This window comes from Klenkia sp. AC732 (assembly GCF_979256525.1).
Genome location: NZ_CEEDOS010000017.1, coordinates 16,225 through 39,762 on the forward strand (window position 1 = coordinate 16,225; position 23,538 = coordinate 39,762).

General features: G+C 74.2%; 25 protein-coding genes. 11 read left to right on the top strand and 14 right to left on the bottom strand.

What is annotated here, in order from left to right:
* Positions 1-103: 103 nt before the first annotated feature.
* A complete protein-coding gene (locus AC0IVP_RS10045; RefSeq protein WP_056289869.1) occupies positions 104-325 on the top strand; it encodes a DUF3073 domain-containing protein in 222 nt (73 codons plus the stop codon).
* Positions 326-476: 151 nt separating this feature from the next.
* Here the strand turns inward: AC0IVP_RS10045 and purM are convergent, their stop codons facing one another.
* Genes purM through AC0IVP_RS10070 form a run of 5 tightly spaced genes read right to left on the bottom strand, consistent with a single transcriptional unit; the run spans position 477 to position 5,597 of the window.
* The gene (purM, locus tag AC0IVP_RS10050) at positions 477-1,532 is read right to left on the bottom strand and encodes a phosphoribosylformylglycinamidine cyclo-ligase (RefSeq protein ID WP_471756338.1); all 1,056 of its coding nucleotides are present in this window, start codon (positions 1,530-1,532) and stop codon (positions 477-479) included.
* Positions 1,529-3,109, bottom strand: coding sequence for an amidophosphoribosyltransferase (purF, locus tag AC0IVP_RS10055; protein WP_471756340.1), 1,581 nt, complete (start codon positions 3,107-3,109; stop codon positions 1,529-1,531). Before purF ends, purM begins: the two co-directional genes overlap by 4 nt.
* A 58-nt stretch (positions 3,110-3,167) precedes the next feature.
* Positions 3,168-3,896 carry a DUF72 domain-containing protein gene (locus tag AC0IVP_RS10060; RefSeq protein ID WP_471756342.1) on the bottom strand — a complete coding sequence of 243 codons (729 nt, stop codon included), beginning with the start codon at positions 3,894-3,896 and terminating at the stop codon, positions 3,168-3,170.
* Positions 3,897-3,903: 7 nt separating this feature from the next.
* Complete coding sequence (locus tag AC0IVP_RS10065) at positions 3,904-4,512, bottom strand: MBL fold metallo-hydrolase (RefSeq protein ID WP_471756344.1); 609 nt, start codon at positions 4,510-4,512, stop codon at positions 3,904-3,906.
* Positions 4,512-5,597 (bottom strand): S-(hydroxymethyl)mycothiol dehydrogenase, encoded by a 1,086-nt coding sequence (locus AC0IVP_RS10070; RefSeq protein WP_056289886.1) that lies wholly within the window; start codon positions 5,595-5,597, stop codon positions 4,512-4,514. The genes AC0IVP_RS10065 and AC0IVP_RS10070 overlap by 1 nt, the downstream gene beginning before the upstream one ends.
* A gap of 186 nt (positions 5,598-5,783) precedes the next feature.
* On the opposite strand from AC0IVP_RS10070, the gene AC0IVP_RS10075 reads away from it, so the two are divergent.
* A complete protein-coding gene (locus AC0IVP_RS10075; protein ID WP_056289890.1) occupies positions 5,784-7,190 on the top strand; it encodes an OFA family MFS transporter in 1,407 nt (468 codons plus the stop codon).
* Positions 7,187-7,324 carry an MFS transporter small subunit gene (locus AC0IVP_RS10080; protein ID WP_200938689.1) on the top strand — a complete coding sequence of 46 codons (138 nt, stop codon included), beginning with the start codon at positions 7,187-7,189 and terminating at the stop codon, positions 7,322-7,324. Before AC0IVP_RS10075 ends, AC0IVP_RS10080 begins: the two co-directional genes overlap by 4 nt.
* A 69-nt stretch (positions 7,325-7,393) precedes the next feature.
* On the opposite strand, the gene AC0IVP_RS10085 is transcribed toward AC0IVP_RS10080, so the two are convergent.
* Genes AC0IVP_RS10085 through purS form a run of 4 tightly spaced genes read right to left on the bottom strand, consistent with a single transcriptional unit; the run spans position 7,394 to position 10,981 of the window.
* Complete coding sequence (locus AC0IVP_RS10085; RefSeq protein ID WP_157518964.1) at positions 7,394-7,792, bottom strand: sterol carrier family protein; 399 nt, start codon at positions 7,790-7,792, stop codon at positions 7,394-7,396.
* The gene (purL, locus tag AC0IVP_RS10090) at positions 7,792-10,062 is read right to left on the bottom strand and encodes a phosphoribosylformylglycinamidine synthase subunit PurL (protein ID WP_056289893.1); all 2,271 of its coding nucleotides are present in this window, start codon (positions 10,060-10,062) and stop codon (positions 7,792-7,794) included. Before purL ends, AC0IVP_RS10085 begins: the two co-directional genes overlap by 1 nt.
* Positions 10,059-10,730: a phosphoribosylformylglycinamidine synthase subunit PurQ gene (purQ, locus tag AC0IVP_RS10095; RefSeq protein ID WP_200938690.1), complete on the bottom strand. Its 672-nt coding sequence runs from the start codon at positions 10,728-10,730 to the stop codon at positions 10,059-10,061. The genes purL and purQ overlap by 4 nt, the downstream gene beginning before the upstream one ends.
* Before the next feature lie 2 nt (positions 10,731-10,732).
* Positions 10,733-10,981, bottom strand: coding sequence for a phosphoribosylformylglycinamidine synthase subunit PurS (gene purS / locus AC0IVP_RS10100; RefSeq protein ID WP_056289896.1), 249 nt, complete (start codon positions 10,979-10,981; stop codon positions 10,733-10,735).
* A gap of 175 nt (positions 10,982-11,156) precedes the next feature.
* Here purS and AC0IVP_RS10105 point away from each other — a divergent pair, with 175 nt between their 5' ends.
* From AC0IVP_RS10105 to AC0IVP_RS10125, 5 genes are all read left to right on the top strand, one after another.
* Complete coding sequence (locus AC0IVP_RS10105; RefSeq protein ID WP_056289900.1) at positions 11,157-11,627, top strand: hypothetical protein; 471 nt, start codon at positions 11,157-11,159, stop codon at positions 11,625-11,627.
* 39 nt (positions 11,628-11,666) lie between these two features.
* Positions 11,667-12,197: a hypothetical protein gene (locus tag AC0IVP_RS10110; protein WP_471756346.1), complete on the top strand. Its 531-nt coding sequence runs from the start codon at positions 11,667-11,669 to the stop codon at positions 12,195-12,197.
* Positions 12,194-12,670, top strand: a complete 477-nt coding sequence (locus tag AC0IVP_RS10115) for a hypothetical protein (RefSeq protein WP_471756348.1) — start codon at positions 12,194-12,196, stop codon at positions 12,668-12,670. The genes AC0IVP_RS10110 and AC0IVP_RS10115 overlap by 4 nt, the downstream gene beginning before the upstream one ends.
* Positions 12,671-12,791: 121 nt before the next feature.
* Positions 12,792-13,463, top strand: a complete 672-nt coding sequence (locus AC0IVP_RS10120) for a PilZ domain-containing protein (protein ID WP_056289910.1) — start codon at positions 12,792-12,794, stop codon at positions 13,461-13,463.
* Positions 13,464-13,532: 69 nt separating this feature from the next.
* Positions 13,533-14,180: a PilZ domain-containing protein gene (locus tag AC0IVP_RS10125; RefSeq protein WP_056289912.1), complete on the top strand. Its 648-nt coding sequence runs from the start codon at positions 13,533-13,535 to the stop codon at positions 14,178-14,180.
* Here AC0IVP_RS10125 and AC0IVP_RS10130 read toward each other — a convergent pair.
* Together AC0IVP_RS10130 and purB are read right to left on the bottom strand one after the other, a co-directional pair.
* Complete coding sequence (locus AC0IVP_RS10130; protein ID WP_471756350.1) at positions 14,173-15,033, bottom strand: phosphoribosylaminoimidazolesuccinocarboxamide synthase; 861 nt, start codon at positions 15,031-15,033, stop codon at positions 14,173-14,175. The two genes, AC0IVP_RS10125 and AC0IVP_RS10130, sit on opposite strands and share 8 nt — an antisense overlap.
* Positions 15,030-16,337 (bottom strand): adenylosuccinate lyase, encoded by a 1,308-nt coding sequence (purB, locus tag AC0IVP_RS10135; RefSeq protein WP_471756352.1) that lies wholly within the window; start codon positions 16,335-16,337, stop codon positions 15,030-15,032. Before purB ends, AC0IVP_RS10130 begins: the two co-directional genes overlap by 4 nt.
* A 164-nt stretch (positions 16,338-16,501) precedes the next feature.
* On the opposite strand from purB, the gene AC0IVP_RS10140 reads away from it, so the two are divergent.
* Positions 16,502-18,001 (top strand): AI-2E family transporter, encoded by a 1,500-nt coding sequence (locus AC0IVP_RS10140; RefSeq protein WP_471756354.1) that lies wholly within the window; start codon positions 16,502-16,504, stop codon positions 17,999-18,001.
* Here AC0IVP_RS10140 and purD read toward each other — a convergent pair.
* Both purD and rsgA read right to left on the bottom strand, forming a co-directional pair.
* On the bottom strand, positions 17,991-19,262 hold the full coding sequence (purD, locus tag AC0IVP_RS10145) for a phosphoribosylamine--glycine ligase (RefSeq protein WP_056300334.1): 1,272 nt from the start codon (positions 19,260-19,262) through the stop codon (positions 17,991-17,993). The genes AC0IVP_RS10140 and purD overlap by 11 nt on opposite strands.
* 11 nt (positions 19,263-19,273) lie before the next feature.
* Positions 19,274-20,278, bottom strand: a complete 1,005-nt coding sequence (rsgA, locus tag AC0IVP_RS10150; RefSeq protein WP_471756356.1) for a ribosome small subunit-dependent GTPase A — start codon at positions 20,276-20,278, stop codon at positions 19,274-19,276.
* A 103-nt stretch (positions 20,279-20,381) separates the two neighbouring features.
* Here rsgA and AC0IVP_RS10155 point away from each other — a divergent pair, with 103 nt between their 5' ends.
* Entirely contained in the window at positions 20,382-21,422 is a 1,041-nt protein-coding gene (locus AC0IVP_RS10155) for a glycerophosphodiester phosphodiesterase family protein (protein ID WP_471756358.1), read from the top strand.
* A 131-nt stretch (positions 21,423-21,553) separates the two neighbouring features.
* Here the strand turns inward: AC0IVP_RS10155 and AC0IVP_RS10160 are convergent, their stop codons facing one another.
* The gene (locus AC0IVP_RS10160) at positions 21,554-22,843 is read right to left on the bottom strand and encodes an adenylosuccinate synthase (RefSeq protein WP_056300342.1); all 1,290 of its coding nucleotides are present in this window, start codon (positions 22,841-22,843) and stop codon (positions 21,554-21,556) included.
* A 64-nt stretch (positions 22,844-22,907) separates the two neighbouring features.
* Here AC0IVP_RS10160 and AC0IVP_RS10165 point away from each other — a divergent pair, with 64 nt between their 5' ends.
* Entirely contained in the window at positions 22,908-23,537 is a 630-nt protein-coding gene (locus tag AC0IVP_RS10165) for a hypothetical protein (protein WP_471756360.1), read from the top strand.
* The last annotated feature ends 1 nt before the right edge of the window (position 23,538 follow it).

The following is a 23,538-nucleotide window of genomic DNA, read 5'->3' on the forward strand; positions in this document are numbered from 1 at the left end:
ACGTAAGCTCGCCCTCGGACACAATCACTCAGTCGGGGTCGCCACACGGGCCGTCCAAGCCCAGTGCTGGACGCCCGCCACTCCGTAACGAGGGGGTCGAGCCATGGGGCGCGGCCGAGCGAAGGCCAAGCAGACACGCGTGGCCCGTGAGCTCAAGTACAGCTCACCCAATACCGACCTGACTGCCCTGCAGCGGGAACTCGGTGGCCAGCCGTCGTCCTACCCCACCCAGGTGGGCAAGGACGACGCCGAGGACGACGGCGACGAGTTCGCTGCTCGGTGGGTCGACGACGACGCGGACGACGACTGGGCAGCCAGTCGCTGATCCGCTGCGCCGATCGGCCCAGCAGGACGCAACACGCAACAAGCTCACGACACCGCCGCCCCTCGGGACGGCGGTGTCGTCGTGCTGTGCGCCGACAGTCCGACCGCGGGTCGGCTCCCGACCGCCCACCAGGGGCGACCGGGAGCCCCCCTCAGCGGTAGGAGCCGACCAGCCGGGCGGGGGCGGCGGTGGGGTCGGTGCGCTCGCCGACGGTGCCGGCCACCCAGGCGGGGACGCCGCGCTCGGTGAGCAGCGCGACCGTGCGGTCGGCGACCTCGGGGGCGACGGCGGCGACCATGCCGACCCCGCAGTTGAACGCCCGCTCGGACTCGGTGCGCGGCACGCCCTGGGACTCCATCAGGTGCACCGCGGCCGGCAGGGCCCACGTGGAGCGGTCCAGGACCGCCTCCAGGCCGTCGGGGACGACGCGGCCGGCGTTGGCGGCCAGCCCGCCCCCGGTGATGTGCGCGAAGGCGTGCACGGCGTCCACGGACAGCTCGGCGACCAGGGCCAGGCAGTCCAGCGCGTAGATCCGGGTGGGCTCCAGCAGCGTGGCGCCCAACTCCCTGTCCAGCCCGGCCGGGGTGGCCAGCAGGTCCAGCCCGGCGCTCGCGACGACGCGGCGGACCAGGGAGTAGCCGTTGGAGTGGAAGCCCGAGGAGGCCATCGCCACCACGACGTCGCCACTGCGGACCCGCTCGGGGCCGAGCACCGCGTCGGCCTCGACCACGCCGACGGCGGTCGCGGCCAGGTCGTACTCGTCGGCGCCCATCAGGTCGCCGTGCTCGGCGGTCTCCCCGCCGACCAGTGAGGCCCCGGCCAGCCGGCAGCCGGTGGCGATGCCGGTGACGATCGCGGCGATCCGCTCCGGGACGACCTTGCCGCAGGCCACGTAGTCCTGCAGGAAGAGCGGCTCGGCACCGCAGGCCACCAGGTCGTCGACGCACATGGCGACCAGGTCGATGCCCACGGTGTCGTGCCGGTCCAGCTGGCGGGCCAGCGCGATCTTGGTGCCGACGCCGTCGGTGGACGACGCGAGCAGCGGCTTGCGGTACTTCTGGGTGTCCAGCGCGAACAGCCCGGCGAACCCGCCCAGCCCGCCGACGACCTCGGGCCGGTTGGTGGCCTCCACCGCGCTCTTCATCAGCGTGACGGCGCGCTCGCCGGCATCGATGTCGACGCCGGACCCGGCGTAGGTGAACGTCACGGGCGGGTCAGCGCGTCGTCGGCGCCACCGGCGGTGCTGGGGCTGCCGGCCTGCTGGCCGGTCCACCCGCTCACCGCGCGGGCCGCAGCCCGGTCGACGTCGTCGAGCACCGGCAGGGTGCGCCGGCTGATGCCCTCGAGCACGTGCTTGCCCAGCACCTCGGGCTCGCCCAGCGGGATCGGGTACTCCCCGGTGAAGCAGGCCGAGCACAGCCGGTTGGCCGGCTGCTCGGTCGCCGCGATCATCCCGGCCTCGCTGACGTAGCCCAGCGAGTCGGCGTTGATCGAGGCGCGGACGCCGTCGACGTCCAGCCCGTTGGCGACCAGCTCGGCGCGGCTGGCGAAGTCGATGCCGTAGAAGCAGGGCCACTTGACCGGCGGCGAGGCGATCCGCACGTGCACCTCGACGGCACCGGCCTCGCGCAGCATCCGGACCAGGGCGCGCTGGGTGTTGCCGCGCACGATCGAGTCGTCCACGACGACCAGGCGCTTGCCGCGGATGACGTCACGCAGCGGGTTGAGCTTGAGCCGGATGCCCAGCTGACGGATCGTCTGGCTGGGCTGGATGAACGTGCGGCCCACGTAGGAGTTCTTGACCAGACCCAGGCCGTAGGGGATGCCCGAGGCCTCGGCGTAGCCCACGGCGGCCGGCGTGCCCGACTCCGGGACCGGGATGACCAGGTCGGCCTCGACGGCGTGCTCCTTGGCCAGCCGACGGCCGATCTCCACCCGGGCGGCGTGCACGCCACGGCCGGAGATGGTGGTGTCCGGGCGGGCCAGGTAGACGTACTCGAAGACGCAGCCCTTGGGCGAGGCGGGCGCGAAGTGCTGGGAGCGCAGACCGTCCTCGTCGATGGCGATCAGCTCACCCGGCTCGACCTCGCGGACGTAGGAGGCGCCGACGATGTCCAGCGCAGCCGTCTCGCTGGCCACCACCCAGCCGCGCTCCAGGCGGCCCAGCACCAGCGGCCGGACGCCCTGGGCGTCCCGGGCGGCGTAGAGCGTCGTCTCGTCCATGAAGGTGAAGCTGAAGGCCCCGCGCAGGTGCGGCAGCACCTGCATCGCCGCCGCCTCGACCGACAGGTCCTGCTTGGCGGCGATCAGCGCGGTGACGATGTCGGAGTCCGTGGTGGAGGAGAAGGCACCGGAGACGCCCTCGTCGGCGGCCTTGCTCGCCAGCTCCGCGGTGTTCACCAGGTTGCCGTTGTGGCACAGCGCGATGCCGGTGCCCGAGCCCGTCGTCCGGAACGTCGGCTGGGCGTTCTCCCAGGTCGAGGCGCCGGTCGTGGAGTACCGGGTGTGCCCGACGGCGAGGAAGCCGCGCAGGCTGGACAGCGTCGACTCGTCGAAGACCTGGCTGACCAGCCCCAGGTCCTTGTAGACGACGACCGAGGCGCCGTCGGAGACCGCGATGCCCGCTGCCTCCTGCCCACGGTGTTGGAGGGCGTAGAGACCGAAGTAGGTGAGCTTCGCGACCTCTTCGCCCGGAGCCCAGACACCGAAGACGCCACAGGCGTCCTGGGGACCGGAGTCGTGGGGGTCGAGGTCGTGCGTCAGCCGTCCATCACCGCGAGGCACGGGAGCGAGGGTACCGGGGCGAGGTGGACGCGCCAGCCCCGGCGGGGTGACGACGCGCTCATCCCAGCAGCTCACGCAGCCGCCACGCGTCGCGGACGGCGTTCCCCTCCCCGTCGTTGTTGAAGTAGGCGAAGACCTCCACGCCGCCGGCACGCCACTCGCCGATGCGGTCGGCCCACCAGGCGAGGTCCGCGTCGCTGTAGGAACCGGCGTAGAGGTGCTCGTGGTCCGGGCCGTGGAACCGGACGTAGGCGAAGGGCGCGGTCACCCGCAGCTCGCAGGGGATGCCGGCCCCGCTCACGACGCAGTACGCGGCGCCGTACCGGGCCAGCAGCGACCAGTCGTCCTCGTGCTGCCAGCTGGGGTGCCGCAGCTCGACCGCGACCCGCAGCCAGGGCGGCAGCTGCCGCAGGAAGAACTCCAGCCGGGCGTCGTCGCGCTGGTGGTCCGGCCGCAGCTGCACCAGCAGGACGCCGCGGCGGTCGCCGAGCTCGTGCCAGCCGGCGGCGGTCCGCTGCACCCAGGCCTCGGGCTGCAACAGCCGCCTGGCGTGGGTGAGGCCGCGGGCGGCCTTGACGCTCATCTCGAAGCCCGGGGGCAGCCGCTCCCGCCAGCCGGCGAACGTGGTGTCCCGGGGCCAGCGGTAGAACGAGGCGTTGAGCTCGACGGTGTCGAAGTGCTGCACGTAGTGCGCGAGCCGGTCCCGGGACGGCGTCCCCGGTGGGTGGAGGACGCCGTCCCAGTGGTCGTAGCTCCAGCCGGACGTGCCGACCCGGACCTCCGCCACGGCGGACCTAGGAGATGTTCCCGGTCTCCGCGGCGACGGTGGTGTCGTCGCCGTGCCCGGTGCGGACGACGGTGTCGCCGTCCAGGGTCAGCAGCCGCTCCCGGATCGAGGTCAGGATCGTCGGCTTGTCGCTGTAGGACCGCCCGGTGGCCCCGGGGCCACCGCAGAACAGCGTGTCGCCGGTGAAGACGGTGCCCAGCTCGGGGGCGTGGAGGCAGGTGCTGCCCGGGGAGTGGCCCGGGGTGTGCATGGCCACGAGCTGGGTGCCGGCGACGTCGAACGTGGTGCCCTCGACCAGGTCGTGGTCCGGGGCGGCGTCGGGGTGCACGACGTCCCAGAGCATCCGGTCGGCCGGGTTGAACCAGATCGGGGCGCCGGTGGCCTCGCGCAGCGCCACGGCGGCGGTGATGTGGTCGTTGTGCCCGTGGGTCAGCACGATCGCGCCCAGGGTGCGCCCACCGACCGCTGCCAGGATCGGGGCGGCGTCGTGGGGGGCGTCGATGACCAGGACCGTCTCGTCGTCGCCGACCAGCCACACGTTGTTGTCGACGTCGAAGTCCTGCCCGTCGAGGCTGAACACACCGCTGACCACGGTCTTGTCGATGCGCGCCGGCATCAGAACACCACGACCGAGCGCAGCACGTCGCCGTGGTGCATCTTCTCGAACGCGGCCTCGACGTCGCCGATGGCGATGGTCTCGGAGACGAAGGCGTCCAGGTCGAAGCGGCCCTGCAGGTACAGGTCGATGAGCATCGGGAAGTCCCGGCTGGGCAGGCAGTCGCCGTACCAGGAGGACTTCAGTGCACCGCCCCGGCCGAACAGCTCGATCAGCGGGAAGGTGATCTCCATCGTCGGGTTCGGCACGCCGACCAGCACGACGGTGCCGGCGAGGTCGCGGGCGTCGAAGGCCTGCTGGTAGACCGCCGGGTGGCCCACGGCGTCGATGGCGACGTCGACGCCGAACCCGCCGGTGAGCTCCTTGATCGCGGCGACCGCGTCGGTCTCCTTGGAGTTCACCGTGTGGGTGGCGCCCATGCCCGTGGCCCACTCGAGCTTGCGGTCGTCGATGTCGACGGCGATGACCTTCGCGGCCCCGGCCAGCCGGGCGCCGGCGATGGCGGCGTCACCGACACCACCGCAGCCGAAGACGGCGACGGTGTCGCCGCGGCCCACGCCACCGGTGTTGATCGCGGCACCGACGCCGGCCATCACGCCGCAGCCCAGCAGGCCCGCGGCGGTCGGGGAGGCGGCCGGGTCGACCTTGGTGCACTGCCCGGAGTGGACCAGCGTCTTCTCGGCGAACGCGCCGATGCCCAGCGCCGGGGACAGCGGGGTGCCGTCGGCCAGGGTCATCTTCTGGGTGGCGTTGTGGGTGTCGAAGCAGTACCAGGGCTTGCCCTTGGCACACGCCCGGCACTTCCCGCACACCGCGCGCCAGTTGAGGATCACGAAGTCACCCACGGCGACGTTCTCCACGCCCTCGCCGACCGCGGAGACCACGCCGGCGGCCTCGTGGCCGAGCAGGAACGGGAACTCGTCGTTGATCCCGCCCTCCCGGTAGTGCAGGTCGGTGTGGCAGACCCCGCACGCCTGCACGTCCACGATCGCCTCACCCGGACCCGGGTCGGGGATCAGGATCGTCTCCAGCGAGACGGGGGCACCCTTGCTGAGGGCGACGACGCCCTGGACCTCGTACGGCATGCGGCCGAGCTTATGGGTGGTCCCCGCCGACCGCGTCCGGGCCTCCGTCCGTCGGCCAGGTGACGTTCTGGTCTCGCTCACCCTGCGATTGGTTGCAACGCGAACTACCGTCGCCTCCGGCATGGCCCGCGTCACAGCGGGCACCCAGCGTCTCCGGGGCTCGGCCCCGGTTCAGGAGGACCGTCGGTGGCTGTTCCCAGCTTCCTGGCTCGCGAGCGCATCATCGCGAAGCCGGGCTTCAACCGGTGGCTCATCCCACCGGCCGCCCTGGCCGTGCACCTGTGCATCGGCCAGGCGTACGCGACCAGCGTCTACAAGACCGCCCTGGTCGAGCACTTCGACGCCAGCCTGACCTCGATCGGCGTGGTCTTCTCCATCGCCATCGTGATGCTGGGCCTGTCGGCCGCGGTCTTCGGCACCTGGGTGGACCGCAACGGCCCGCGGGCGGCCATGTTCACCGCCGCCTGCTTCTGGTCCGTCGGCTTCCTGGTGGGCGCCCTCGGCATCGCCACCGACCAGCTGTGGCTGCTGTACCTGGGCTACGGCGTGCTCGGCGGGATCGGGCTGGGCATCGGGTACATCTCGCCGGTCTCCACGCTGATCAAGTGGTTCCCCGACCGCCCGGGCCTGGCCACCGGCATGGCGATCATGGGCTTCGGTGGTGGCGCGCTCATCGCGACCCCGCTGTCCCGCCAGCTGATGAGCCTCTACGACCCGGCCTACGACGGCACCGCGGCCACCGTGCCCAGTGGCGGCGCCGTGGCCGGGCTGTTCGTCACCCTCGGCCTGGTCTACCTGGTCTACATGATGGCCGGGGCGTTCATCGTCCGCGTGCCGGCCGACGGCTGGAAGCCCGACGGCTTCGACCCGGCCTCGGTCAAGCAGAAGTCGCTGGTCACCACCGACAGCGTGTCCGCGGCCAACGCGATCAAGACCCGGCAGTTCTGGCTGCTGTGGGTGGTGCTGTTCTGCAACGTGACCGCGGGCATCGGCATCCTCGAGCAGGCCAGCCCGATGATCCAGGACTTCTTCCGCGAGGGAGACGCCTCCACCGTCGCCGCCGCGGCCGGAGCTGGGTTCGTCGGTCTCCTGTCGCTGTTCAACATGGCCGGCCGGTTCGTCTGGTCCTCGACCTCGGACAAGATCGGCCGCAAGCCGATCTACATGGTCTACCTCGGCGTCGGGCTGCTGCTCTACGTCGCCCTGGCCACCGTCGGCAGCTCGGCGACCTGGCTGTTCGTCGTCCTGGCCGCGGTGATCATCAGCTTCTACGGCGGCGGGTTCGCCACCATCCCGGCCTACCTGCGCGACCTCTTCGGCACCTACCAGGTCGGTGCCATCCACGGCCGGCTGCTCACCGCCTGGGCCGCGGCGGGCGTGGCCGGGCCGTTGATCGTCAACGGCGTCCTGGACACCCAGGGCACCCCCGGTGAGCTGGTCGCGGCGGACTACCGGATCGCCCTGTTCATCATGGTCGGCCTGCTCGCCGTCGGGTTCGTGGCCAACCTGCTCGTGACCCCGGTCGCCAGCAAGTGGCACGAGCCCAAGACCGACACCACCCCCGCCACCCCGGAGAGGAGCGCCGCCCGATGAGCTCACCCCAGCGCACGCAGTCGTCCACCCCGACCCTGCTGATCGTCATCGCCTGGCTGCTGGTCAGCATCCCGCTGGCCTACGGCCTGGTCCGCACGGTCATCACCGCCGCCCCGCTGTTCACCGGCGGCTGACCCGCCCGGTCCACCCCGACGCCCCGTCCACCCCCGCGGTGGGCGGGGCGTCGTCGTGTGGGGGCGCCCTCAGGCGGGCGGGCCGCTGCGGAAGGGCCGCAGCGGGAGCAGCTCGGCGAGGTCGGCGCGGTTGCCGCTGGCGGCCACCCGCCCCTCGGCGACGGCCTGGTCCCAGGTCTGCAGCCCGCAGGCCATCCGCAGCCACGTGGCGGCGTCGGTCTCGACCACATTGGGCGGGGTGCCGCGGGTGTGCCGCGGCCCCGGGATGCACTGCACGGCGACGTGCGGGGGCACCCGCACCTCCACCGACCGACCGGGCACCTGCTGGGCCAGCCAGCGCGCCGTCGTCTTGACCGCGGCGCCCAGGACCGCGCGGGGAGGCTGGTCGGCCTCCCCGCGCAGCCAGGGCAGCGCGGGCAGCAGCGCGTCGCGCAGCGCCTCGGCCGGGATCGGCGGCGTCCCGGCCATCAGCTCGTCGGGACGGCGCCCGTCGGGACGGCACCGACGGTGGCCTCGGGTGTGTCGAAGAGCGCCGGGAGCGTCGTCGACCAGGTGGTGCGGAGCTCGGCGAGCGGCAGCTCGACCAGCCCCTCCACGACGAGGGCGTCCCCGCCGGTGGTGCCCAGCTCGGTCGCCGGGACCCCGCGCCCGCGGGCAGCGGCCAGGACCGTGGCCGGGTCCGAGGTGGTGACGACGGCGCGGGCCACCGACTCGGAGAACAGCGCGGCCGTGGCGTCACCGCGGACCGACACCGTCGCACCGACGCCGTACCGCAGCGCGGACTCGCTCAGCGCCTGGGCCAGGCCGCCGTCGGAGAGGTCGTGCGCGGAACTGACCAGCTCGTCGGCGGCCAGGTCGGCGAGCAGCTCGCCCAGGGCGCGCTCGGCGTCCAGGTCCAGCTGCGGCGGGAGCCCGCCGAGGTGGCCGTGCACGACCGAGGCCCAGGCGGACCCGCCGAACTCCGGCCGGGTCTCCCCGAGGAGCACGAGGGTCTCCCCCGCGGTCTTCCAGCCGCCGGACACCCGGGTGCGGACGTCGTCGTGCACGCCCAGCACGCCGATGACCGGCGTCGGGTTGATCGGCACGTCGCCGGTCTGGTTGTAGAGGCTGACGTTGCCGCCGGTGACGGGCAGACCCAGCGCGCGGCAGCCGTCGGCCAGGCCGCGGACGGCCTCGGCGAACTGCCACATGACCTCGGGCTCCTCGGGGGAGCCGAAGTTCAGGCAGTTGGTGACGGCCAGCGGGACGGCGCCGGAGACGGCGACGTTGCGGTAGGCCTCGGACAGGTTGAGCTGGGCGCCGGTGTAGGGGTCCAACCGGGCGAAGCGGGCGTTGCCGTCCAGGGCCAGCGCGATGCCGCGGTGCGTGTCCTCGTCGATCCGGACGACGCCGGCGTCCTCGGGCTGGGCCAGCACGGTGTTGCCCTGGACGTAGCGGTCGTACTGCTCGGTGACCCAGGACTTGTCCGCGCCGTCCGGGCTGCCGACGACGGCCAGCCAGTCCGCGCGCAGGTCGGTGGACTCGACCGGCGGGACGGCGGCCTGCAGGGCGTCCAGGTCGGCCGGGCGGGCCATCGGGCGGTGGTAGACCGGGCCGTCCAGGGCCACGGTGCGCGGCGGGACGTCGACGATCTGCTCGCCGTGCCAGTCGACGGTGAGCCGGGTGCCGTCGGTGACCTCGCCGATGACGGTGGCCAGCACGTCCCACTTGGCGCAGACGGCGAGGAACTGCTCGACCTTGGCGGGCTCCACGATCGCGCACATGCGCTCCTGGGACTCGCTCATCAGGATCTCGGCGGCGGTCAGCGTGGAGTCCCGCAGCGGGACGGTGTCCAGGTCGACGTGCATGCCGCCGGAACCGGCCGCGGCCAGCTCGCTGGTGGCGCAGGACAGCCCGGCACCGCCGAGGTCCTGGATGCCGGTGACCAGGTCGGCGGCGAAGATCTCCAGGCACGCCTCGATGAGCAGCTTCTCGGTGAACGGGTCGCCGACCTGGACGGCGGGGCGCTTGGCCGGGCCCGCCGCGTCGAAGGTCTCACTGGCCAGCACCGAGACCCCGCCGATGCCGTCGCCGCCGGTGCGGGCGCCGAAGAGCACGACCTTGTTGCCCACGCCCTCGGCCTTGGCCAGCCGGACGTCCTCGTGCCGCATGACGCCGACGCACAGGGCGTTGACCAGCGGGTTGCCGGCGTAGCAGTCGTCGAAGAGCAGCTCCCCGCCGATGTTGGGCAGGCCCAGGCAGTTGCCGTAGCCGCCGACCCCGGCGACCACGCCGGGCAGCACCCGGGCGGTGTCGGGGGCGTCGGCGCGGCCGAAGCGCAGCGAGTCCATGACGGCGACCGGGCGGGCGCCCATGGTGAGGATGTCCCGGACGATGCCGCCGACGCCGGTGGCCGCGCCCTGGTAGGGCTCGATGTAGCTGGGGTGGTTGTGCGACTCGACCTTGAAGGTCACCGCGTAGCCGTCGCCGACGTCCACGACACCGGCGTTCTCGCCCATGCCGACCAGCAGCGCCTCGCTGCGGGGCAGGTCGCCGAAGGTGCGCAGGTGGACCTTGGAGGACTTGTAGGAGCAGTGCTCGCTCCACATGACCGAGTACATGGCCAGCTCGGCGGTGGTGGGCCGGCGGCCGAGGATCTCGCGGATCCGGGCGTACTCGTCCTCGCGGAGCCCGAGCTCGGCCCAGGGCTGCGGCTCGTCGGGGGTCTGTGCTGCGTGGGAGACGGTGTCGACGGTCATGCGGAGAGGACTCCCTGGAGCACCGAGGTGAAGAACCCGAGCCCGTCGACCGAGGGCCCGGTGAGGTCCTCGACGGCGTGCTCGGGGTGCGGCATGAGGCCCACGACGCGGCCGTCGGCGCTGGTGACGCCGGCGATGTCGCGGGAGCTGCCGTTGGGGTTGCCGCCCACGTAGCGGACGACGACGCGGCCCTCGCCCTCGAGGGCGTCGAGGTCGGCGTCGGAGCCGACGTAGCGGCCCTCGCCGTTCTTGACCGGGACGACGATGGTCTGGCCCTGCTCGTAGGAGGAGGTCCAGGCGGTGTCGGCGCGCTCGACGAGCAGGCCCTGGTCGCGGTTGCGGAAGTGCAGGTGGCTGTTGCGGGTGAGGGCGCCGGGCAGCAGCCCGGCCTCGCACAGCACCTGGAAGCCGTTGCAGATGCCCAGCACGGGCAGGCCCTGGCGGGCCCGGTCCACGACGGTGCGCATCATCGGGGCGCGGGCGGCGATGGCGCCGGCGCGCAGGTAGTCCCCGTAGGAGAACCCGCCGGGCAGCACGACCGCCTCGACGCCGGCGAGGTCGTCGTCGGCGTGCCAGAGGGCGACCGGTTCGGCCCCCGCCAGCCGGACGGCGCGGGCGGCGTCGACGTCGTCGAGCGAGCCCGGGAAGGTGATGACGCCGATGCGCACGCTCAGACCCCCGGGGTGGGGTCGAGGTGCAGCTCGACGTCCTCGATGACCGGGTTGGCGAGCAGGGTCTCGGCGATCTCCCGCAGCTGAGCGGCGTCGGGGGTGCCCTCGACGTCGAGCACGAAGTGCTTGCCCTGCCGGACGCTGGTCACCCCGCCGTGGCCCAGGCGACCGAGGGCGCCGAGCACGGCCTGCCCCTGGGGGTCGGAGATCTCTGGCTTCAGGACGACGTCGACCACGACACGAGGCACGACCAGGAGGGTACCGGGGCCTGGACCGGCGTTTCCCCGGTGCGTACGGCGGCCCGGGACCCCGACTCGTCGACGGAGTTCGCCGTTCGAGTGTGTTTCGGAACCCTGCCTGCCGATAGCGCTCGGGAGACGACCGGACGATCACGTTCCGGTGCACACCAGTCCGAGGAGTCCAGTGAACCTGCGCAAGCGATCCGGCGTCCTCGCCCTGCTGCTCGTCGCCATGCTCGGCGGCGGGGTGGCCTTCGCCGCCTGGATGGTCAGCGGCGGCGGGTCCGTCAACGGCGTGGCCGGGACGACGGTGGACTTCGCCGTCGTCGCCAGCACCCCGGCGTCCTCCCTGCTCTACCCCGGCGGGACGGCCGACCTGGCCGGCACCGTCACCAACCCCAACGGCTTCCCGGTGCGCATCACCCAGGTGGTCCTCCAGACGCCCACCACGAGCTCGGGCACCTGCACGGCCGGCAACATCACGCTGCCCCGGACCACCATCACCGGCCTGGCGATCGACGTGCCGGCGAACTCGACCACCACGGTGCTGACCCTGCCCGCCGCCGTCTCGATGCTGCCCACGGCCGCGGACGGCTGCAAGCAGGTGACGTTCACGGTGCCGGTCACCGCCACGGGCACGACCCTCCCCGTCTGACGTGCGGCGGGGAGCTCCCCGGTGGGGAGGGGTGCGGCCGTGAGCGGACGGCACCGCCGGGGCACGGGCCGCCGCGGGGCGGGACGGGTGGCGGTCCTCGGGACCGCGCTCGCCCTCCTGTTCGGCGGCACCGGGGCCGCCTGGGCCGCGTGGAGCGCGTCGGGTGGGGGCGCCACGCAGGCCAGCGCGGTCACCCCGGTCGCCCTGACCGTCACCGCGGTGCCCCAGGGCAACCCGGTCTTCCCGCGCACCGGGACCACGTACGCCAACCCGCTGACCGGGACCATCGGCTTCACGATCACCAACGCCAACCCCTACCCGGTCTCGCTCACCACGCTGACCCTGGGCAACGGGGTGGCCGCGGACCAGACGGCGTGCCCCGCCGGGAACGTGCTGCCGGTGGTGACGACGATCGACCGCTCCGGCGTCGCCGCGATCGTGGTGGCCGCCAACTCCACCAGCACCCCCGTCGTGCTGACCGGTGCGGTCTACATGCGGGCCGAGGCCCCCGGCGGCTGCGCCGGAGCGACCTTCACCGTGCCCGTGACGCTGTCGGGCACGTCGCTGTGAGTCGGCCGACCCGGCCGACGCGGCCGACCCGGAGCCCGCGCCGTGCCCTCGCCGCCGTCGTCGGCACCGCGGTCCTGCTGGTCGGCGGCGCCACCGCGTCCCGGGCGTCGTGGGCCGCGAGCACGGCCGTCGGGAGCTCGGCCTCCGTGGTCGCCGCGACGGTCCCCTCGGTGGCACCCGTCGTCGCCAAGCGGACCGACGGGACCCTCGGCTTCTCCGTGGCGGTGTCCTGGACCGCGGTGACCGTGGAGGGCACCCCCGTCCGCGGGTACGAGGTGGCCCGCTACGTCACCCCGCTGCTCGGCACCCCGACCCGCACCCCCGGCTCCGGAGCCTGCGACGCGGTCCTGACCGTCACCTCCTGCCTGGACACCGGCAGCCTGCTGGGCCTCGGCGGCGCCCTGACCTACGTCGTCACCCCGGTCTTCGCGACGAACTGGCGGGGCACGCCGGCGCCCTCGAACACCGTGTGACCGGGCCGCCGCGCCCCCCGTCAGCGGGAACGCCCGGTTTCGGGGCGATTCCGGGTCGGTCCTGCCGATGGATCCCCCGACGACGCCACCGAGGCGGAGCGGAACAGGTGGGAGCAGGCACGTGACCGACGTCCAGGCTCCCGGCCTGTCCCGGCCCGAGAGCGGCGGCACCGTCGAGGTGGTCGTCGACGGGTCCACCACGCTCGCGCACAGCACCGTGGAGAGCAGCCTCGAGCAGGAGCTGGTCCTCGAGGTCGGCGTCGACGCCTCCGGTCGCCGGGTGCGGCTGTCCCTGGGCGCGGAGGTGTCGGTCTGGTGGAGCCCCACCGACGTCCCGGTCCGCTGCCGGCCCTACCAGGTCGCCGACGTCCGGGGCGGGACCGTGCCGACCTGGCGGCTGCGCCCGCTCGGCCCGGCCGACGACGGCGACCGCCGCTCCAGCCCGCGCGCCCCGCTGCACGTCCCGGTCGGGCTGGCCATGCCCTCGGGGATGCTGCTGGGCGAGACCGCCGACGTCAGCGAGGGCGGCCTGCGCGCCGTCTTCGTGGCCGAGCCCACCGTGGGCTTCGGCGACGTCGTCCACCCCCTCCCGGACGCCGGGGAGCGCGCCATGATGGCGATCGTGCTCGACGGCACCCGGGTCGAACTGCGCTGCCGGGTCGTGCAGCGCCAGCGCCTGGCCGACGGACGACGCACCCTGCGGGTCGCCTTCGAGGACCTGCCCGACGACGTCCGGGCCCGGCTGCGGTCCGCGACCGCCCTGGAGATCGGCCGCCGCGCGGCCCGGGTCTGACCCCCGCACACCCACCCACCGACCCCGCACCGCGGCCGGCCGCCGCCGGACACCACGAGAGGACCCACCTTGGGACTGGCCAGCGCGATCGGCCGCGACCGACCCGACAGCGGTGCCCGGCTCACCGTGGTGGTCGACGACGCCCGGATGTCGAGCCAGACCCGCTGGTCCAGCGAGACCGAGCTGACCGCGGCCGTCGCCCGCACCCGGGACGGCCGGCGCGTCCGGCTGGCGCTGGGCAGCGAGATCACGCTGTGCTGGTCCCACCTCGACGGCGTCCGCAGCCGCCGCTACCAGGTGGTCGACGTCCTCGGCGGCGGCGACCCGCAGTGGCGGCTGCACCCGCTGGCCCCCGCCGAGAGCGGCAACCGCCGCTTCGCCCCGCGGGCCGACGTCGCCGTCCCGGTGGGCGTGCAGGGTGACGCCGGCCTCGTCGTCGGCACCACGCTGGACCTGTCGGTCTCCGGCGCCCGGATCGCCTTCCCCGCCAACGTCCCGGGCACCCCGTTGCGGCCGCTGCCCGACACCGGTCAGACCGCGCGCGTCGTGCTGGTCCTGGACGACGTCCGACTGGAGCTGGTCGCCGAGGTCGTGCGCCTGGACGCCCGGTCCGACGGCAGCCGCGAGATCCGGGCCGCCTTCAGCGACCTGGACGAGGCCGCCCGCGACACCCTGCGGGCCGCCGTCGACCAGCTGCTGGCCGCGCCGGTCAGCTGAAGGGCGTGCCGGTCAGCTGCTCGTAGGCGGCCACGTAGCGCTCACGGGTGGCCGCGACGACGTCCTCGGGCAGCTCCGGGGCCGGGGACCGACGGTCCCAGCCCGAGGAGGTCAGCCAGTCCCGGACGTACTGCTTGTCGTAGGAGGGCTGCGCGGCACCCGGCGACCAGGTCACCGCCGGCCAGAACCGCGAGGAGTCCGGGGTGAGGACCTCGTCGGCCAGCACCAGCCCACCGTCGGCGACGCCGAACTCGAACTTGGTGTCGGCCAGCACGATGCCCGCGGCCGAGGCGGTCTCCGCCGCCCGCCGGTAGAGCGCCAGCGTCAGGTCGCGCAGCTGGGCGGCCTGATCGGCCCCGACCAGCTCGACGGTGCGGGCGAAGGTGATCGCCTCGTCGTGCTCCCCCACGTCGGCCTTGGTCGAGGGCGTGAAGACCGGCTGCGGCAGCCGGGACCCCTCGACCAGCCCGGCCGGCAGCTCGACGTCCTGGATCGCGCCGTGCGCCTGGTACTCCACGGTGCCCGAGCCCGACAGGTAGCCGCGGGCAACGCACTCGACCGGGGCCATCTCCAGCCGGCGGACCAGCATCGCCCGCCCGGCCACCTCGGCCGGCACGTCGGTGGCGCTGAGCAGGTGGTGGGTGGCACCGAAGGCGGCCAGCACGTCGGCGAGCTGGTCGAACCACCACACCGACAGCTGCGTCAGCACCCGCCCCTTGTCCGGGATGGGGGTGGGCAGCACTGCGTCGTAGGCCGAGATCCGGTCCGAGGCGACCAGCAGCAGCCGGCCCTCGCCGGCGTCGTAGACCTCGCGCACCTTGCCCCGGGCCAGCAGCGGCAGGTCCAGGGTCACGAGAGGGCGGCCAGGCGCTCGAACAACGGGTCCAGGTTCTGCACGTACCGCTCGGGCCGGCAGATCTCGTCCAGCCGGGCCTCGTCGAGGGTCACCCCGTCGGCGTCGGCCTTCGCGCGCAGCGTCTCCCGGAACGGCGTGCCGGTCTTCCAGGTCTCCATCGCCGCGGTCTGCACCAGGGCGTAGGACTGCTCGCGGCCCATCCCGGCCTCGACCAGCTCCAGCAGCACCGAGGAGGTGTAGATCAGCCCACCGGTGGAGTCCAGGTTGGCCCGCATCCGGTCCGCGTCGACGACCAGGTTCTCCACCAGGCCGGCGGTGAGGTCCAGCAGGTAGTCGGTGGTGATGGAGGCGTCGGGCAGGAAGACCCGCTCGGTCGAGGAGTGCGAGATGTCGCGCTCGTGCCAGAGCGGGATGCCCTCCATGACCGGCACGATCGCCGCCCGCACGACCCGGGCCAGCCCGGCGATCCGCTCGGAGCGGATCGGGTTCTTCTTGTGCGGCATCGCGCTCGAGCCCTTCTGGCCCGACCCGAACGCCTCCGACAGCTCGCGCACCTCGGTCCGCTGGCCGTGCCGGACCTCCAGCGCGATCGCCTCGCAGACCGTGGCGATGATCGCCAGCGCCGAGACCCACTCGCTGACGCCGTCGCGCAGCACGACCTGGGTGGAGGCGTCCGCGGCGCGCAGGTCCAGCGCCTGCGCCACGGTGACCTCGACCGAGGGGTCGATCAGGGAGTAGGTGCCCACGGCACCGGAGATGGCGACGACGCCGACGGCGGCCCGGGCGGCGCGCAGCCGGTCCCGGGAGCGGGCAGCGGCGAAGGCCAGGTCGGCGACCCGGTGGCCCCACACGTCGGGCTCGGCGTGCACGCCGTGCGTACGGCCGACCTTGAGCGTGCCCCGGTGGGCCAGCCCGTGGTCGCGCAGCGCGGCGACCAGGCGGTCGGCCTTGGCCAGCAGCACGTCGGTGGCGTCGGTGAGCTGGACGGCGAGCGCGGTGTCCAGCAGGTCCGAGGAGGTCATGCCGTGGTGCACGTAGGCCGCGGCCGAGCGGGGCTCGGTGTTGTCGGCCCAGGCGGTGAGGAAGGCGATGACGTCGTGCTGGGTGGTCGCCTCGATCTCGGCGACCCGCTCCGGCGTGGGTGCGGGTGCGTTGCGCACCGGCTCGACGACGTCGGCGGGCACCCGGCCGGCGGCGGCGTGCGCCTCCAGGACCAGCGTCTCCACGCGGCACCACAGCTCGTACTTGTGCTGCTCGCTCCAGACACGTCCCATCTCGGGCAGCGTGTAGCGCTCGATCATGCGGGTACCTGCTCGTCTCGGTCGGTCGTTGCTCGCAGCACGGGCCCATCCTCGCGCACGGCCAGCCTCAGACCCGAACGCCCCTGCCCCCGGCAGGCTCGACCCGCCCGCTCCGCGTCACCCACCACCGCCCCACCCGGGCCCGGCACTCTCGAGGTCCCACCGTGTTGAACCGAGCCCGTTCCCTCACCGACCGGGCCCGCGAGCGCATCCGGGCCGCCCGCGAGCACGACCCGCACGCCCTGCCCGAGGGCACCGTCCTGCTGATGGAGGACGGCAGCCGCGCCGTCGTCGAGCACGTGCCCGACGACCGGCCCGGGACGCCGTCGCAGGAGCAGGGCGCCGCGGCCGCGGCGAGCGAGCGTCCCGTCGACCCCGGGGCCGACGCCGAGGACGTGCACCCCGCCGGCAGCCCGCACCCCGACGCCCCCGACGTCGACAGCCCCGGCGGTGTGAGCGGACCCCCGCGGGCCGGTGGCCGGGCCCCGCTGCCCGGCCGGGACCGCAGCCGCGGGTCGCTGCTGGCGCCCGAGGAGTCCCGCGAGGTCGTCGCCGAGGTGCCCAACGCGCTGCGGATCACCGCGGCCTGGTCCTGGCGGGCGATCGCGGTGGGCGCCGCGCTGTACCTGGTGCTGGTCGGCGCGGCCTACATCGCGGTCGTCGTCGTGCCGGTCATCGTGGCCCTGCTCCTGGCCGCGCTGCTGCAGCCCGGTGCGGCGCTGCTGCACCGCAACGGCTGGCCCCGCGCGCTGGCCGCGGCGGTGATGCTGGTGATCGGCCTCGGCGTCGTCGCCGGGATCATCACCCTGGTCGTGGAGCAGTTCGCGGCCGGCTACGACGACCTGGCCGGTCAGGTCGGCGAGGGCCTGGACCAGATCCAGCGCTTCGTCGTGGACAACCTGCCGGTCTCCCAGAGCCAGCTCAACGACGCGATCGACTCGGCGGTGACCAGCGCCCAGGACGCGATCGTGAACAACCGCGACACCCTCACCGCGGGTGCCCTCACGACCGCCGCGACCCTCGGGGAGGTGCTCACCGGCTTCGCGCTGACGCTCTTCACGCTGTTCTTCTTCCTGCTCGACGGCCGCGACATCTGGCTGTGGATCGTCGGCCTGAGCCCGGTCAACTCCGCGGCCTACATCGACGAGGCCGCCCGCCGGGCCTGGCGCACGCTGATCTCCTACGTCCGCGCGACCGTCGTCGTCGCCGCCTTCGACGCCGTGTTCATCGGCATCGGGCTGACCCTGCTGGGCACCCCGCTGGTGGTGCCGCTGGCCGCGCTGGTCTTCCTCGGCGCGTTCATCCCGATCATCGGGTCGTTCCTGGCCGGTTCGGTCGCCGTGCTGGTCACCCTGGTCGCCGTCGGACCGGTCAAGGCGCTGATCGCACTGGGCATCATCGTGCTGATCATGCAGCTGGAGGGCCACGTCCTGCAGCCGCTGCTGCTGGGTCGGGCCGTCTCGGTGCACCCGCTCGCGGTCGTGCTGGCCATCGCCGCCGGCCTGCTGGTCGCCGGCATCTTCGGCGCCCTGATCGCGGTGCCGGTGATCGCCTGCGGCAACGTCGCCGGCACGTACCTCTCGCGCCGCCACCAGGGCCCGCGGCCGCCCGAGCCGGACACCCGGCGGCACCGGGCCGCGGTGACGGCGTCGGCTAGACGGTGATCCGGCCCTCGAGGGCGGCCAGGCCGATGTCGGTGCGCCAGTGCGCGTCGGCCAGCGCGACGCCGGCGACCCGCTCGTAGGCCACCCGGCGGGCGTCGGCCAGGTCGCTGCCCACCGCGGTCACCGCCAGCACCCGGCCACCGGCGGAGTGCACGCTGCCGTCGGCGGCGACCCGGGTGCCGGCGTGCAGCACGCCCTCGCCCTCGGCCCCGGTGACGACGTCGCCCGTGCGCGGCGCCTCGGGGTAGCCGGGCGCGGCGACGACGACGGTCACCGCGGCCCCCTCGGCCCACTCCAGCGGCGGGTGCGCCGCCAGGGTCCCGGTGGCCGCGGCCTGCAGCAGGCCGGCCAGCGGGGTGCGCAGCAGGGGGAGCACGACCTGGGTCTCCGGGTCGCCGAAGCGGGCGTTGAACTCCACCACGCGCACCCCGCGGGAGGTCAGCGCCAGCCCGGCGTAGAGCAGGCCGCTGAAGGGCTCGCCGCGGCGGGCCATCTCGTCGACGGTGGGCTGCAGCACGGTGGCCAGCACCTCCTCGACCAGACCGGCCGGCGCCCACGGCAGCGGGGCGTAGGCCCCCATGCCGCCGGTGTTGGGGCCTCCGTCGCCGTCGTCGCGGCGCTTGTGGTCCTGCGCGGGCAGCAGTGGCAGCACGGTGGTGCCGTCGGTGACGGCGAACAGCGACACCTCGGGGCCGTCCAGGAACTCCTCGACCAGCACCGAGTGCCCACCCGCCAGCACGGCGAGGCCGTGGGCCAGGGCGGCGTCCCGGTCGGGGGTGACCAGCACGCCCTTGCCGGCGGCCAGGCCGTCGTCCTTGACCACGTAGGGGGCGCCCGGGGCGTTGACCGCGGCGACCTCGTCCAGCGCGGTGTGCAGCTCGGCCTCGCCGCCGATGGCCCAGGCCCGGGCGGTGGGGACGCCGGCGGCGTCCATCACGTGCTTGGCGAAGGCCTTGGAGCCCTCGATCTGCGCGGCCTGGGCGGAGGGCCCGAAGCAGGCGATCCCGGCCTCCCGGACGGCGTCGGCGACCCCGGCGACCAGCGGCACCTCCGGTCCGACGACGACCAGGTCCGCGGCCCACTGCGTGGCCAGGGCGGCCACGCCCACGGGGTCGGTGGCCTGCACCGGCAGCGCCTCGGCGAGCGCGACGGTGCCGGCGTTGCCGGGGGCGCAGGCCAGCGCGGTGACCGCGGGGTCGTCGTGGAGGGCCACGCACAGGGCGTGCTCCCGGGCACCGGAGCCGATCACGAGCACGCGCATGGTGGGGCACGCTACCGGGACGGCCGTCGCCGCAGCTCCCGCGCCCGTGCGCGCAGTCGCCCGTGCTCCAGCGCGCGGGCCTGCGCGTCGGCCCGCAGCTCCTGGCGGTGCGCCTGGGCCTGCAGCGTGCGCCAGGCGGTGTAGCGCGCCGGGTCCAGCGTGCCGTCGCTGATGCCGGCGGCGACCGCACAGCCGGGCTCCGTGCGGTGCGCGCAGTCCCGGAACCGGCAGCCGGCGGCCAGCGCGGTGACGTCGGCGTAGGCGGCGCCCAGCCCCGCGTCGTCGTGCAGTGCCAGCTCGCGCATGCCGGGGGTGTCCACCAGCAGGGCGCCGCCGGGCAGCCGGTGCAGCTGGCGCGCGGTGGTGGTGTGCCGGCCCCGGCCGTCCTCCCGGGTGCCCGCGGTGGTGGCGACCAGCTCCCCCGCCAGCGCGTTGGCCAGGCTGGACTTGCCGACGCCGGACGGGCCGACCAGCGCGGCGGTCGTCCCCGGGGTGAGCAGGGCGCCGAGGGCGTCCAGGCCCGCACCGGTCGCGGCGCTCACCGCCAGCACCTCGACGCCGACCGCGTCCTCGGCGACCGTCGCGACCCCCACCCCGACCTCTGCGCACAGGTCGGCCTTGGTGAGGACGACGACCGGGCGCGCACCGCTGGACCAGGCGACCGCCAGGTACCGCTCGACCCGCCGCAGCCGGGCCGCCCCGGTCAGGGAGTCCACGACCAGCACCAGGTCCAGGTTGGCCGCCACCACCTGGGCGTCCGAGCCGCGGCCGGCGACGGTGCGGGTGAAGGCCGAGGTCCGCGGCAGGACGGCGACCGCCCGGCCCTCGCCGACGGCGACCCAGTCACCGACCGCGACCGGACCCACCGCCCGTGCGGTGGGCAGGCGGGACTCCACGGCGCCGTCGTCCACGGTGAGCAGGCCGCGGTCGACGCGGGTGACCCGTGCCGGGCGCGTGCCGCCCGGCAGGCCGGTCGCGCGGTCCGCCGTCCAGCCCAGCGCTGCGAGGTCCTCCACGGCGGCGATGCTGCCCGCGGCCCAGCCGGCTGTCGCCCTGTTTTCAGGTGGTTGCCAGCCGGCGTTGGCCCGGGCGACACCTGGGCACGGTGTCCTGGGAGTCATGCGTGAGACCGGCCTGCGGGCCGTCCCTGCCCCGCCGCGGACCGTGCCGCGCCGGCACCCGGTGGTCGTCGGCCACCGCGGGGCGCCGGCCCACCGCCCCGAGCACACCTGGTCGGGCTACTCCCTCGCCCTGGACCTGGGCGCCGAGCTGATCGAGCCCGACGTCGTGGTCAGCCGGGACGGCGCCCTCGTCGTCCGGCACGAGAACGAGCTGTCGCTGTCCACCGACGTCGCCGCGCACCCGGGGTTCGCCGACCGGCGGCGCACCCAGGACGTGGCGGGTGAGGTCTACACGGGCTGGTTCGCCGAGGACTTCACCCTCGCCGAGCTGCGCACCCTGCGCGCCGTCGAGCGCTGGCCGCAGCTGCGCCCGGGCAACACCCGCTTCGATCGCACCGAGCCGGTGCTCACCCTGGCCGAGGTGGTCGCGCTGGCGACCTCCCGCGGCGCCCGGGTGCAGGCCGAGCTGAAGAACCCGACCTGGTCGGCGGCCCAGGGCCTGCCGATGGTCGAGCTGGTCGTCGCCGAGCTGCGCGCACTGGGCGCCACCGGCCCGGACTCCCCCGTCGTCCTGCAGAGCTTCGACGTCGAGGGCGTGCAGGCCCTGCGCGCGGCCCTCGGCGCCACCGCGCCGCCGCTGGTCCAGCTCGTCGACGGCGGGGCGGTGCACGACCACCTCGTCACCCCCGCGGGACTGCGCGGCATCAGCACCTACGCCGACGGGATCGGGCCGGCCAAGAGCCGCATCCTGACCCTCGACGACACCGGTGCGCTGACCGGCGTCACCGACCTGGTCGCCCAGGCGCACCGCGCCGGCCTCACCGTCACGCCCTGGACGGTGCGCGCGGAGAACCGGTTCCTGCCCGTGCACCTGCGCCGCGGCACCGACCCCGGCGCGCGCGGCGACGTCGGCGCCGAGACCCGGCTGCTGCTGGCCCTGGGCGTCGACGGGGTCATCACCGACAGCCCGGAGGTCGCCGTCCGGGAGCGCGCCGAGCTGGCCGCCCCCGCCCTGGCCCCGGTACGCCCCCGCGCCTGACGCACCGCACCGCACCCGCTGCCGCCCGAGCGTGGATCAGGGGCGTTCACCAGAGTCCGTCCTCCCACACCACGTGTCGTGTGGGAGGACGGACTCCGATCAGGTCCCCTGATCCACGGTCGGCGGAGGCCTCAGTCGAGCAGGTCGTGGATCAGCACGTTCTCGTCGCGGCCGGGGCCGACGCCGATCACGCTGATCCGGGCGCCCGAGAGCTCCTCCAGCCGCTTGACGTAGGCCTGCGCGTTGGCGGGCAGCTCGTCGAAGGTGCGGCAGTGCGTGATGTCCTCGAACCAGCCCGGCATCTCCTCGTACACCGGCTTGGCGTGGTGGAAGTCGGTCTGGGTCATCGGCATCTCGTCGTGCCGGACCCCGTCGACCTCGTAGGCCACGCAGATCGGCACCGTCTCCAGGCCCGACAGCACGTCGAGCTTGGTGAGGAAGTAGTCGGTGATGCCGTTGACCCGGCTGGCGTACCGGGCGATGACGACGTCGAACCAGCCGCAGCGGCGGTCCCGCCCGGTGGTCACGCCGACCTCGCCGCCCTGCTTGCGCAGGTACTCGCCGTTGCTGTCGAAGAGCTCCGTCGGGAACGGGCCGGAGCCGACACGGGTCGTGTAGGCCTTGAGGATGCCCACCACGCGCTCGATCCGGGTGGGCCCGATCCCCGAGCCCGCCGAGGCGCCACCGGCGGTCGGCGAGGACGACGTCACGAACGGGTAGGTGCCGTGGTCGACGTCGAGCAGGGTGCCCTGCGAGCCCTCCAGCAGCACCCACTCGTCGCGGTCCAGGGCGTTGCCCAGCAGCAGGCGGGTGTCGGTGATCCGGTGCTTGAGCACCTCGGCGTAGCCCGCGTACTCCTCGACGACCTCGTCGACGTCGATGGCCTTGCGGTTGTAGACCTTGACCAGGATCTGGTTCTTCTCCCGGAGCACGGCCTCGAGCTTGTCCCGCAGGATGCCCAGGTCGAGCAGGTCCTGCGCGCGGATGCCCACCCGGGCGACCTTGTCGCCGTAGCAGGGGCCGATCCCGCGACCGGTCGTGCCGATCTTGGACTTGCCCAGGAACCGCTCGGTGACCCGGTCCAGGGCCCGGTGGTGCGGCATGATCAGGTGCGCGTCACTGGAGATGACCAGCCGCGAGGTGTCCACCCCGCGCTCCTCCAGCCCGGCCAGCTCCCCGATCAGGACCTGCGGGTCGACGACGACGCCGTTGCCGATGACGGGCGTGCAGCCCGGCGTCAGGATCCCCGAGGGGATCAGGTGCAGGGCGTACTTCTCGCCGTCCGGGGTGATCACGGTGTGCCCGGCGTTGTTGCCGCCCTGGTAGCGCACGACGTAGGGGACGCGGCCACCGAGGATGTCGGTCGCCTTGCCCTTGCCCTCGTCGCCCCACTGGGCACCGATCAGCACGACAGCCGGCATCGGGTGGATCTCCTTCTCGCTGCGGTACCGGAGGCTCCCGGCTGGCAGGTGGCAGGGTATCGCTGTGCCCGTCGTCCCGTTCGACCTGCGCGGTCTGGCCCCCGGTCAGGGCCCCTCGCGCCGACACGTCGCCTCCGTCGTCGACGCGGTGACCGGCCCCGATGCCGTCGTCGCCGTCCGGGGCCCGGTGCAGGCACTGGCCGCGGTGCTGGCCCGGCTGTGGAAGACCGACCGGCTGGCCGACGTCCCCGTGGCCTGGGAGCCCGTCGACGACGCCGACTGCCGCGGACTGGCCCGGGACCTGCAGCTGGGCACCGGCACGACCCGGGAGCTGTCGCTGGTCCGCGACGACCACGGCGGGGTGCTGCTGCACCACGGCCGGATCGAGGCCGCCGGGGAGCCGCGCCGCGCGCTGGCCCGCCGGTTCGGCGCCCAGGCCCACCACGACGACGCCCGGGTCGCCGACGGCAGCATCACCCGGATCGAGGTCCGGCCACGCTGGGACGCCGTGGACAGCCTGTCGGTCGCCGTCCTCACCGTGCCGCTGCGCCGCCCGGGCCGCACGACCGGGCGGGCCCTGCAGGTGGCCTGCGACCCCGCCCGGGTGGTCCGGGACGGCGTGCCGCTGGAGCGCGACGTCGTCCGGTGGACCTGGTACGCCGACGACCGGGTGCGGTGGCGGCTCCAGCCCTGAC